General features: G+C 76.4%; 12 protein-coding genes. 5 read left to right on the forward strand and 7 right to left on the reverse strand.

Annotated features, from left to right (window positions below):
* Window positions 1-168 precede the first annotated feature (168 nt).
* From ACIQBJ_RS09785 to ACIQBJ_RS09795, 3 genes are read left to right on the forward strand one after another with little or no spacing between them, the layout of a single operon-like run.
* Window positions 169-1,629: a class I adenylate-forming enzyme family protein gene (locus ACIQBJ_RS09785; protein WP_400706455.1), complete on the forward strand. Its 1,461-nt coding sequence runs from the start codon at window positions 169-171 to the stop codon at window positions 1,627-1,629.
* Window positions 1,626-2,693: a cytochrome P450 gene (locus ACIQBJ_RS09790; RefSeq protein WP_400706458.1), complete on the forward strand. Its 1,068-nt coding sequence runs from the start codon at window positions 1,626-1,628 to the stop codon at window positions 2,691-2,693. The genes ACIQBJ_RS09785 and ACIQBJ_RS09790 overlap by 4 nt, the downstream gene beginning before the upstream one ends.
* Before the next feature lie 51 nt (window positions 2,694-2,744).
* Window positions 2,745-3,641 carry an NAD-dependent epimerase/dehydratase family protein gene (locus tag ACIQBJ_RS09795; protein ID WP_400706461.1) on the forward strand — a complete coding sequence of 299 codons (897 nt, stop codon included), beginning with the start codon at window positions 2,745-2,747 and terminating at the stop codon, window positions 3,639-3,641.
* Between the two features lie 61 nt (window positions 3,642-3,702).
* Here ACIQBJ_RS09795 and ACIQBJ_RS09800 read toward each other — a convergent pair whose 3' ends face one another.
* The 3 genes from ACIQBJ_RS09800 to ACIQBJ_RS09810 form a co-directional block, all read right to left on the reverse strand.
* A complete protein-coding gene (locus ACIQBJ_RS09800; RefSeq protein ID WP_400706464.1) occupies window positions 3,703-3,903 on the reverse strand; it encodes a hypothetical protein in 201 nt (66 codons plus the stop codon).
* A gap of 163 nt (window positions 3,904-4,066) precedes the next feature.
* Entirely contained in the window at window positions 4,067-4,726 is a 660-nt protein-coding gene (tenA, locus tag ACIQBJ_RS09805) for a thiaminase II (protein ID WP_400706467.1), read from the reverse strand.
* Between the two features lie 77 nt (window positions 4,727-4,803).
* Window positions 4,804-5,121: a cupin domain-containing protein gene (locus ACIQBJ_RS09810; protein WP_400706470.1), complete on the reverse strand. Its 318-nt coding sequence runs from the start codon at window positions 5,119-5,121 to the stop codon at window positions 4,804-4,806.
* 105 nt (window positions 5,122-5,226) lie between these two features.
* On the opposite strand from ACIQBJ_RS09810, the gene ACIQBJ_RS09815 reads away from it, so the two are divergent.
* Entirely contained in the window at window positions 5,227-5,601 is a 375-nt protein-coding gene (locus tag ACIQBJ_RS09815; protein WP_400706473.1) for a phage holin family protein, read from the forward strand.
* Window positions 5,602-5,645: 44 nt separating this feature from the next.
* On the opposite strand, the gene ACIQBJ_RS09820 is transcribed toward ACIQBJ_RS09815, so the two are convergent.
* Window positions 5,646-6,074, reverse strand: a complete 429-nt coding sequence (locus ACIQBJ_RS09820; protein ID WP_400706476.1) for an SsgA family sporulation/cell division regulator — start codon at window positions 6,072-6,074, stop codon at window positions 5,646-5,648.
* Between the two features lie 218 nt (window positions 6,075-6,292).
* The gene (locus tag ACIQBJ_RS09825) at window positions 6,293-7,102 is read right to left on the reverse strand and encodes an IclR family transcriptional regulator (RefSeq protein ID WP_400706479.1); all 810 of its coding nucleotides are present in this window, start codon (window positions 7,100-7,102) and stop codon (window positions 6,293-6,295) included.
* 363 nt (window positions 7,103-7,465) lie between these two features.
* On the opposite strand from ACIQBJ_RS09825, the gene ACIQBJ_RS09830 reads away from it, so the two are divergent.
* Window positions 7,466-7,993, forward strand: a complete 528-nt coding sequence (locus ACIQBJ_RS09830) for an NUDIX domain-containing protein (protein ID WP_400706482.1) — start codon at window positions 7,466-7,468, stop codon at window positions 7,991-7,993.
* Window positions 7,994-8,000: 7 nt separating this feature from the next.
* On the opposite strand, the gene ACIQBJ_RS09835 is transcribed toward ACIQBJ_RS09830, so the two are convergent.
* Together ACIQBJ_RS09835 and ACIQBJ_RS09840 are read right to left on the reverse strand one after the other, a co-directional pair.
* On the reverse strand, window positions 8,001-9,656 hold the full coding sequence (locus ACIQBJ_RS09835; RefSeq protein WP_400706485.1) for a globin domain-containing protein: 1,656 nt from the start codon (window positions 9,654-9,656) through the stop codon (window positions 8,001-8,003).
* A gap of 174 nt (window positions 9,657-9,830) precedes the next feature.
* A complete protein-coding gene (locus tag ACIQBJ_RS09840) occupies window positions 9,831-11,153 on the reverse strand; it encodes a dihydrolipoamide acetyltransferase family protein (protein ID WP_400708113.1) in 1,323 nt (440 codons plus the stop codon).
* Window position 11,154 lies beyond the last annotated feature (1 nt).

The raw sequence follows: 11,154 nt of genomic DNA on the forward strand, positions 1-11,154 counted from the left end.
GGGCGGGTGACCGACGGGCCGCGAGGCGCCACCCCGTTTCGGGCCTGAGGTCTTTTGCGAAAGCCCCGTGGCGCCCCACCGTGTTCCGGCGCACCGCCTCTCGGCCCCGCCGTTCCCCGGGCCCCTGACGGGGCTCCCCGAATACCCCGCTGCGAAAGGAACCTGCTCGTGCTGGACCGGCTCGATCGAACGCTGCGGGAGGGCGGCCCGCGCCCGGCGCTGCTGGGGAGCACCGGGGCGCAAGCCCGTTGCGGTGAGCTGGCCGCCCTCGCCGACCAGTACGCCGCCGCCCTGCACCACCGCCACGGCCTGCGCCCCGGCGACACCCTCGGGGTCGCGGTCCGGCCCGGCCCCCGGGCTCTCGCCGTGCTGCTGGCCGCCCACCGCCTGGGCCTGCGGGCCGCCGTGCTGGACCCGTCCGCGGGGCCGGACGTCCTGCGGGCCCGGCTCGCCCTCGCGCCGCCCGCCCTGGTCCTCGCCGACGCCGTCGTGCAGGCCGCGGCCGGCTGGGCCCGCCCGCTGGCCCGCCGCGCGCACCTGGAACTGCCGCCGCTGCACCTGCTCGGGCCGGTGGCGACCGTCGGCCGCCGCCTGCCGGGCTGCGCCCCGGGCCTCGGCGGGCACCCCGGGCCGCCGCCGAAGCCCTACGAGGGCGACGGGGACGCGGTGGTCGTGTTCACCTCGGGGACGACCTCCGCCCCGCGCGGCGTCGTGCACACCCGGTCCTCGCTGGCCGCCGGCATGCGCGCCGTGGACGCGCTGGTGCGGCCCGGCCCGGGCCGGACGGTGCTGGGCGGGACGACCTTCGTGCTGGTCCCGGCCCTCGCGGCGGGCGCCACCGTCGCCCTGCCCGCCCGCCGGACCGCCGCGCTGCAACGGCAGATCGACCGGCTCGCCCCGGACGAGACCTACCTGACGCCGCCCCGGCTCCGGCCGCTGACCAGGCTCACCGGCCGGGTCTGGACCGGCTCCGCCCCGGCCGACGCCGCCCTGCTCCGGCGGGCCAAGCAGGCGGGCGCGACCGAGGCGTGGGGGGTGTACGCGCTGACCGAGCTGTTCCCGGCGGCGGCCGTCGAGGAGCGCGAGAAGAGCGCCCACGAAGGCCCCGGCGACCTGCTCGGCGCACCGCTGCCCGGCGTCCGGACCCGGCTCGGGGCGGACGGCGAACTGCTGCTCGCCGGCCCGTCCGCCCGCGACCGCTACCTCGGCGAGGACCCCGACCCGTGGGTGCGCACCGGCGACCGCGCCACCCTCGACCCGGCCGGGCGGATCGTGCTGGCGGGCCGGCTCAAGGACATGGTGCTGCGCCGCGCCGAGAACATCTACCCGGGCCTGTACGAGCCGTCCCTGAACCTGCCGGAGGTCGAACTCGCCGTCCTGGTGGGCGTACCGGCCCCGGACGGCGACGAGCTGCTGGTCGCCCTGGTCCAGCCCCGGGCCGGGGCGGACCACCGGCGGCTGCGCGCCGACCTGCGCGCACCGCTGGCCCGGATGGGCTCGGCCCGGCCGGACGCCGTGCTGTTCGGCCCCGTCCCGCTGGCCGGGCGCTCCCGCAAGCCCGACCGCGCCGCCGCCGCCCGCCGGTGCGCCGACCGCCTCGCCGCCGACCCCGCCGGGAGCACCCCTTGACGCCCCGTCGGACCGACCCGCGCCGCACCGACCGGTCCGTCTACCTGCGCAGCCACCCGGTGCTGTTCGCGCTGCTCGCCGCCACCCGGCACCGCCCGCTGCTCCGGCTGGGCCGGACCGTCCTGGTCCACCACCCCGACGCGTACCGGCAGATCCTCACCAAGGTCCCGCTCGACCGCACCGCCGAGCACACCACCGGCGGCACCGCGGCCCGGCTCACCGGCGGGGGCCTGCTGTTCGACCAGAACGGGGCCGAGCACCGGGCCTCCCGGCGGGCCCTGGGCCACCTGCTGGGCAGCGAGGGGATCGCCGAACTCCGGCCCGGCTGGCGGCAGTTGATCAACAGCGGGCTCTCCTCCGCGAACGGGCCCGTCGACCTGGTCCCGGTCGTCCGGCTGCTCGCCGGCACCACCGCCGCCGCCCTCACCGGCAGCACCGCCGACCCGCTGGACCTCGCCGCCGCCACCGAACGGGCCGCCGCCGCCACCGCCCGCGCCCACCTGCCCGGACTCCCCCGACCGGGCGCGCGGCGCCGCGCCCGCGCCACCGCGGAACACCTCGGCCGCCTGCTGCCGGACCCGCGGGACGCAATGCTCGCCGTCGCCGCCGTCAACACCACCCTCGCCGCACTGCCCCGCGCCGTCGCCTGGTGCGCCCGCGCCGACTGGTGGGACCGGGCCCGGCAGGACCCCGACGCGCTCGCCGCCGAACTGCTCCGCCTCACCGCCGCCTCACCGGTGCTCCCCCGGGCGGCCGCCGCCGAAGCCACCGTCCTCGGCCACCGCCTGCGCCCCGGCGACCGCCTCCTCCTGGTCGCCCGGCACGCCGCCCAGTCCCACCGCGACACCCCCGACCACCCCCTCGCCACCCGGGCCCCCTTCGGCCTCGGCCCCCACACCTGCCCCGGCGCGACCCTCGCCCGCGCCCAACTCGCCACCCTCCTCAGCACCCTGGCCCCCCACCACCCCCACCTCCTCCGCACCACCCCGAACCCCCGCAGCGCCCTCCCCTCCTACCGCACCTGCCTCCTCACCCTCCGGGAAGCCCCACCGGGGGCCCACTGAGCTTCGCGTCCCCGGGCCCCTGATTCCTCCTGCTGCGAAAGGACCTTCTCCGTGCCCCCGCTGACCCTCGCCCTGACCGGTGCCACCGGCTTCTGCGGTTCGTACGTGGCCGGGCTCGCCGCCGCCCGGGGCCACCGCGTCCTCGCGCTCGGCCGGCGCCCGGCCCGGCACGGCGAGCACGTGCCGTGGGACGCCGCCGCCCCGGAGGTCCCGGATCTGCGGGGAGTGGACGCGGTGGTGCACTGCGCGGCAGCCGTCGGCGACCTGCCGCCGGGTTCGGCCGGCGAGGCGGGGCAGTGGGCGGTGAACGTCGGCGCGACCGAGCGGCTCCTCGGGGCGGCGGCCGGCCGGCCCTTCGTGTTCGTGAGCAGCGCCAGCGTGTACGACCCCCGGCCGGACCGGTCCCTGGTCACCGAGGAACACCCCACCGAGGGCGGGCACTTGAACGCCTACGGGCGGACGAAGGCGGTCGCGGACCGGCTCGCCCTGGCGGCGGGCGCCGTCGTGCTGCGCCCGCGCGCGGTGTACGGGGCCGGCGACCCGCACCTGGTGCCGCGGCTGCTGGGCTCGGTCCGCCGGGGCGTGCTGGCGCTGCCGGGCGGGGACGTGGAGCTGAGCCTGACCGCGGTGGAGAACCTGGCGGCGGCCTGCCTGGCGGCCGTCGAGTGGCCCGCGGGCGCGTACAACGTGGCGGACGCCCGGCCGTACCGGCGCGACGCGGCGCTGCGCGGGGTGCTGGCCGCGCACGGCCGGTCGGCCCGGCTGCTCCACCTGCCGGGCCCGGTGGCGGCGCTGGCGGTGGGGCGGCGGGAGGGCGTGACCCGGTACGCGCTGGACCAGTTGGCCCGGCCGGTGGTGCTGGACACGACGAAGTCCCGGCTCCGGGGCTTCACCCCGGGCCGGGACCTCGACGACTACCTCGTACGGCCGGGCCGTCCGTCCCCCTGAGCGGACGGCCCCCGCCGCGCCGAGCGCAGCACCCCCGTCACCCCTGCCCCGTCCCCCGGGGCTAGCTCTTGGCGGCCTTCTTGATCAGGATCACCACGGCCGCGGCGATGCCGACCAGGACCAGGATGTTGACGGCGAAGCCGATGGCACCGAGCACCGCGCCCACGATCGTCCAGAAGATCTTCCAGGCGATCACGATCAGGACGATCGGGACGACGATGTTGCGCACCCACGAGGGCAGCGACTTCCAGAACTCGGCCATGTCCGTACCTTCTCCCCTCGGGCTCGGCGCCGGTGGTTCCGGCTGCGTTCCGCTCCCTCGATCTCGACACTTCGATCCTAGGCGGGCCGGAAGGGCGGAACGAGGCTTCCCGGCCCGGAGAGAACCCGGAGATCGACCCCGAGCCGCCGCCGGGGGAGAACCCTCAGACCGGCCAGGTCTCGCCCCGCCAGGCGGCGTCCCAGAACATCCACTCGTAGCGCGAGGTGGTGGTGAAGTGGTCGAGCACGCGGGCGCGTTCGGTGGGCGAGAGCTCCTCGCCGAGCCGGTCGGTGAGGGCGAGGACCCGGCGGACGACCTGCTGGAACTCCTCCCCGCCGTAGGCGGCGATCCACTTGGCGTAGAGCGGTTCGGGGGAGGAGTGCCGGGCCAGTTCCTCGCCGACCCGGGCGTAGATCCAGTAGCAGGGCAGCACGGCGCCGAGCGCCTCGGCGAAGGAGCCGCCGTACACGGTGGCCAGCAGGTAGCTGGTGTAGGCCCGGGTGGTGGGCAGCACCGGTTCGGCGTCGACGCCGCCGGGGCCGCCGAGCGCGGACATGAACTCGGCGTGCATCTGCCGCTCGGCGGCGATCGCGCCGACCGCGTCGTTGGCGAAGGCCAGCACCTGGTCGTCGGTGGGGGCCTTGGCGGCGCAGACGGCCAGTGCCCGGGCGTAGTCGCGCAGGTAGTGGGAGTCCTGGACGACGAAGTGGCGGAACGCGGCCCGCGGCAGGGTGCCGTCGGCGAGTCCGGTCAGGAAGGGGTGGTCGAGGATCTGCCGGTACACGGGCTCGGCGGCCGCCCACAGTTCGTCGGTCAGCTTCACGGGAGTCGTCCCTCCTGGACGGGCGTCGGCGGGTGCGGGGGGCACGGGGAGCACGGGGGCGCTGGGTCCGGGCACGGTCAGTCCTCCGGCGGGGAGAAGACCACGAGCACCCGGAGCTCCTCGGTGACGTGGTGGAAGCGGTGCTCGGTCCCGGCGGGGACGAACACCACGCTGCCGCGGCCGACGGTCGCGGTCTCCCGGCCGACCGTCAGCTCGGCCCGGCCGCTGACGACCAGGTAGATCTCGTCCTGGGCGTGCGGGGTCTGCGGGTCGGTGTCGCCGGGGGAGAGCGCGTACAGGCCGGCGGACATCGTCGGCTGCTTCAGGAAGCGCAGGTACGCGCCGTCGCTCGCGGCGCGTTCGGCGTCGAGTTCGTCCAGCCGGAACAGCTTCATCGGGGGCACGGCTCCTCTCCCGGTCCGGCCCCATTCAACAGCACCGCGCCGCCGGGCCGACCGGGGAGCTTCCCCGCGGGCGCCCCGGCCTGTCACCATCCGCGCATGAAGAATTTCGTGATCAAAACGCTCATCAACGCGGTGGCGATCTGGATCGCCGCCTGGATCGTCACCGGGATCACGCTCTCGGGCGACGACTGGCAGCACAAGGCCCTCACCGTGGTCGCGGTGGCGCTGGTGTTCGGCGTGGTCAACTTCCTGATCAAGCCGCTGGTGAAGCTGCTCTCGCTGCCGCTGTTCATCCTGACGCTGGGTCTGTTCACCTTCGTGATCAACGCCCTGATGCTCTGGCTGACCTCCTGGGCCTCGGACAAGCTGAGCCTGGACTTCCACGTCGAGGGCTTCGGGTCGGCGCTGCTCGGCGCGCTGATCATCAGCGTGGTGTCCTGGGGCCTCAACCTGGCCCTCGGCGACGACTGATCCCCGCCGTGCGGCGGCCCGCGGGCCGGCCCCGGACGCCGGGGTCAGCCCGCGTTGCCGTGCCCGGTGGCGGAGAGGATGCCGGCCAGCTCCTGGTCGAGGTCGTCGCCCGCGCGTTCCTGGCCCATCGGGACCAGCCGGTCGGTGCGGGCCAGGAAGGCGAGCAGCGGCGGGACGGTCGCGTGCATCAGGGCGTCGCCCTCGGGGGAGCGCAGCCGCAGGGCGGCCTCGGTGAGGTCGTCGCCGATCGGCTCGATCCGCACGTCGCCCTCGCCGCTGGGCCGGCTGAGCCCGTCCACCAGCAGCTCGCGGGCGAAGACCCAGGCCACCGGCTCGTCGCCGGGCAGGTGGAAGGTGAACCGGATCGCGAAGGGGTCGGCGCCGTCGTAGTCCAGGTCGACCACGATCCGGAAGGAGAGTTCGCTCGACACCACCAGGTGCATGGTGGTTCGGGCCTGGACCGTGTTGTGCATGGCCGGTACCTCTCGTTCTGCCCGCCCGGCGCGCGGTGGGGTCGGGCGCGGTTTCGCTGGTCGGTTCGCTCTCGGTTCGGACGGTCGGGCTGCGGTTCCGCGGGTTCCCGTTCCGCTGGGGCGGACTTCGGACCCATGGTCCCGATTCGGCGGTAATGCGGGCAAGGCGTGCTTTTTCAAATGGTGAACGGCCGCTGCCGGACGGCCCAGGCCCCCGGTCACCGGACGAACGCCGGGAACATCGCCCCCACCAGGGAGCGCAGCCGGGCCGCGGCCGGGCCGAGCCGGTCGGCGCGCTCGGTCGGCAGCGAGATCGCCAGGGTGGCGACCACCGGGCCGACCGTGATCGGCACCGCCGCGCAGACCGTCCCGAGCGCGTACTCCTGCCGCTCCAGCACCGGCATGGTCGGCCGGACCCGGTCGAGCCGGCGCAGCACCGTGCGGACGTCCGCCGAGGTGGACGGGGTGAGGCCGGTCGGGCGGTGGCGGGAGAGGTGGTCGAGCTGCTCCTCCTGGCCGAGCTGGGAGAGCAGGCAGAGCCCGACGGCGTGCGCGTGGGCGGTGGCCCGGAAGTCGGCCCACTCCTCGACCGGCGGCTGCGCGGCCCCGGAGACCACGTCGACCACCCGGACCTCGCCGTCCTCGTAGACCGCGTGGTAGACGGCGGCGCCGAGTTCGTCGCGCAGGTCCGCCATCCGGGTCCGCAGGTCGACGCGCTCGGACTGCCGCAGCCCGGCCCGGCCGATCCCGTCGATCGCGGCGCCGTAGTAGAACCGGCCGCCGTCCCGGCGCAGGTAGCCCTCGTGGGTGAGGGTGCGCAGCAGGTGATAGGTGGTGCCGAGGGGGAGCGCGGCGCCGCGGGCGAGCTGCTTGGCGGTGGCGCCGTGGACGTGGCCGCCGACCGCCTCCAGCAGGCGCAGGGCGCGCTGCACCGAGGAGATCAGGGTGGGTGCGCGCGGCGCGCGTATGCCGCCGGTGGCCGCGGTGCTCCCGCCGCCGACCGCTTCACCGGTCCGGTGCATGCTCATCCCCGTCCCCCGGGCCCGGAGGGGTGTCCGGAGGAGGGTGCTCCGAACCGGCCCGGCAGGCGGACATTGCAGCACAGGACGGACATCCCTGCAATCACAATGCCGCACACATCGGGCAAATCACCTTCGCTTTCCAGCCACCTTCCGGGCAGGATTCGCGGATTCGCAGGCAGCGAACCGACAGATCCGGCCAATCCAAGATCGACGGCCGCCGCGCCCGTCGTTCCCGTCCGGACCCCCCGGGCATGGCGCTCCACCCGGTCGGCGGAACAGGTGCCTCCGAATCGTCCGCGCGTGCGAGTTTCGCCGCCGCCGCCGCGCGGGAGACTCCCGCACAACGCTCGCGCCCCGGAGGTGGCAGCCATGTCGGGCCAGGTCCGTCCCATCGTCAAACGCACTGCCCGCGCGATCCTGCTGGAGACCGACCCGGACGACCCGCACGGCCCCGCCTCGCTGGTGCTGATCCGCCGGGTCCGCCCCGGCTCGCCGCACCCGTACTGGATCACCCCCGGCGGCGGCGTCGAGCCGACCGACGGCTCGGTGGTCGCCGCCCTGCACCGCGAGGTCGACGAGGAGCTCGGCGGCAAGGTCACCGACGTGGTGCCCGCCTTCGTCGACACCGTCGCGCACTCCCACCACGAGGACGGCACCCCCGCGCACCCGCACGGCGTCAAGGTGCAGCACTTCTTCGCCTGCCGGCTCGCCTCGATCGACCCGTCCCGGCGGCACGGGCCCGAGGTGGAGCAGCCCAACGGCGAGTACGAGATCGTCCGGGTGCCGTTCACCCGCGAGGGCGTCACCTCGGTCAACGTCGTCCCTCCCAGCCTGCGCGCCTATCTCGCCGCCAACATCGAGGGCGTCCGCGCCCTGCTCGCCGAGGACCTCGGCTGACCCGCCGTCAGCGCACCCGCTCCGGCGGCAGGTCGTGCCGCAGCCGCCCCTCCGGCACCCCGCAGCGGCGCAGCGCGGCCACCCCGCCGCGCACCATCGCCACCGGGCCGCTCAGGAAGGCCGTGAAGCCGTGCCAGGGCGCGTACCGGGCCACCACCTCGGGCAGCTCCCCGAGCAGTTCGCCGCCGCTCGCCACGCCCTCCGCGGAGAGCACCGGACGAACCGTCAGCCACGGGTGCCGGGCGGCCAGTTCGCGCAGCTCGGCCAGCCGGTAGAGGTCCGCGGCCCGCCGCGCCCCGTAGAACACCTCGACCCGGCGGCCGGCCGCGCCGTGCTCGGCGACCTCCTCCACCAGGGCCGCGATCGGGCCGATCCCGGTGCCGCCGCCCAGGCAGAGCAGGTTCTCCCCCGCCGCGTGGTCGACCGTCATGGCGCCCTCGGCCGCGCCCAGCCGGAGCACGTCGCCCGGCCGGGCCCGGTGCACCAGCGCGTTGCTCACCCAGCCCGCCTGCACCGCCTTCACGTGCAGCGTCAGCAGCCCGTCCGGCCGGGGCGCCGAACCGAGCGAGTACGGCCGCCACACCCGCGGCCACCACGGCGTCTCCAGCGCCGCCCACTGCCCGGCCCGGAACGGGTAGGACTGGTCCGGACGGAGCGTCAGCACCGCGACGTCCGGGGTGGCCCGCCGGTGCTCCACCACCTCGGCCTGCCACCACGGCGGGACGGTGCGGGCCTGCTCCGTCGCGCCCTCCACCATCAGGTGCGCGCCCAGCGCCAGCAGCCGCCGCCAGGCCGCCTCGGTGCGCTCGTCCCAGCCGCTGCCCGCGTACCGGCCCAGCGCCGCCACCAGGCACTCCTCCATCGAGGCGTAGTGCCGGGACTGCGCCCCGTACTTGCGGTGCCGACGGCCCAGCGGGACGAGGTACTCGCGCAGCGCCGCCGCGTCCTCGCCGTACCCGGCGCAGCGCCGCAGCGCCCGGAACAGCCGCTCGCGCTGGTCGTCCATGGCGGCCGGGAACATCGCCCGCAGCTCGGGGTGGCGCAGGAACATCAGCGCGTGGAAGTGCGCCATCGCCCGGTCCGCGACGGGCTGGACGGCCGCCAGCGCGGCCCGGATCAGCACCAGTTCCTCGGCGTTCGGCGGCCGCGGCGGGGCGGCCGGCCGGTCGTCCGCCGGGCCGGCCGGCTCCAGCTCGGCCACCGCCCGGCCGGCCGGGGGCAGACCCCAGGCCCGGGTCCACCGGTCGTCCGGGCCGACCCAGTTGAGCGCCGGGGCGTCCCGGAACAGCGGTTCGAAGGCGGGCAGCGCGGGCAGCGCGGGCAGCACCGACGCCCCGACCGGCTCGAACGCGGGCAGCGGCGGCACCAGCGGCGGCCGGGCGGGCTTCGCCGGGACGGCGGGCACCGGGGTGAGCGGCACCGGCGTCAGGACGGGGCCGTCGGCGGCCGGTCCCGGTCCGGCGGAGGGCTCCTCCGCCGGACCGGCCGGGCCCCGCTGCTCCACGGCGGTCGGGGGTTCGTCCGCCGGCTCGGCCGGTTCGGACGGGGTGGGGACGGGGGCGGGCGCGGCCGCCGCGCCGGGCAGCGCGGCCACGGCCGCGCTGCCCCGGCCGAGCCGGACCCGCAGCGGCCGGCTCTCCAGTGCGAGCTGACGAGTACTCAAGAGAATCGTTTCGCTTCCGGTCGAACTGTCTGCTGACGCCCTCAGCACAGTGACACCGGCCGCACAGCTCATCCGACAAATCCGGGGAACCCCGGACATCCGGACCGCCGACCCGCTACCCTCCCCGCCGCAGCACCCGCGACAGCACCTGCCGCAGCACCCGCGGCGGGCCCGCTACAGCCCGCGCAGCAGCGTTCCCGGACGCTCCACGCAGTCCGCGACGAAGCGCAGGAAGCCGCCCGCCGTCCCGCCGTCGCAGACCCGGTGGTCGAAGGTGAAGGACAGCTGGGTGACCCGGCGGACCGCCAGCTCCCCCTCGTGCACCCACGGCTTGGGGGCGATCCGGCCGACCCCGAGCATCGCCGCCTCCGGGTGGTTGAGGATCGGCGTGGAGCCGTCCACCCCGAACACCCCGTAGTTGTTCAACGTGAAGGTGCCGCCGGTCAGTTCGGCCGGTCCGAGGGTTCCGACCCGGGCCGCCTCGGTGAGCCGGGCCAGCTCCTCCGACAGCCGCTCGGTGCTCAGCCGCCGGGCGTCCCGCACCACCGGCACCACCAGGCCGCGCTGCCCCTGCGCCGCGAAGCCCAGGTGCACCGCGGAGTGCCGGCGGACCGCCTCGCCCTCCACGCTGGAGTTGAGCTCCGGGAAGCGCTCCAGACCGGCCAGGCAGATCCGCGCCAGCAGCGCCAGCACGCTCACCTTCGGCCCCGGCACCGCGTTCAACTGCGCCCGCAGCGCCATCAGTTCGGTGGCGTCGGCGTCCACCCAGCAGGTCGCGGCCGGGATCTCCCGGTGACTGCGGGTCAGCTTCTCGGCGACGGTGCGGCGCAGGCCGCGCAGCGGGACCAGCTCGCCGTCCGGCTCGGTTCCACGTGGAACAGCCACCGGTCCGGGCGCGGCGGCGGCCGCGATCGCCCGCTCCACGTCCCGCCGGGTGATCAGCCCGTCCGGCCCGCTGCCGGGCACCCCGGCCAGGTCCACCCCGTGCTCGCGGGCCAGCCGGCGCACCAGCGGCGAGATCACCGCGAGCACCGCCGGGGCCGCCGGAACCGGCCCGGCGGGAACGACGGGAACGACGGGAGCGACGGGAGCGACAGGTACGGCGGGCGCGGCGGGCGCCTGGGCCACCGGCGCGGCCGCGGGCGCGCCGCCCGGCAGCACCCGGCGGCGCCCGGCCCGGCGGGACTCCGCGACCCCGTAGCCGACCAGCGGCCGCTCCGGCTCGGCCGCCGGGGCCGCGGCGCCGGGTGCCGCCGCCACCGCGACGGTCACCAGCGGGGCGCCCACCGGCACCTCCTGCCCGACCTCGCCGAACCGCGCGGTGACCACCCCGCCGTACGGGCAGGGCACCTCCACCACGGCCTTCGCGGTCTCCACCTCGACCACCGGCTGGTCCACGGCGATCACCTCGCCGACCTCGACCATCCAGCGCACCACCTCGGCCCCGGTGAGTCCCTCACCGAGGTCGGGCAGCGTGAACTCGCGGACCACCGCCACC

It is taken from the genome of Kitasatospora sp. NPDC088391 (genome assembly GCF_044753345.1).
Classification (GTDB): domain Bacteria; phylum Actinomycetota; class Actinomycetes; order Streptomycetales; family Streptomycetaceae; genus Kitasatospora.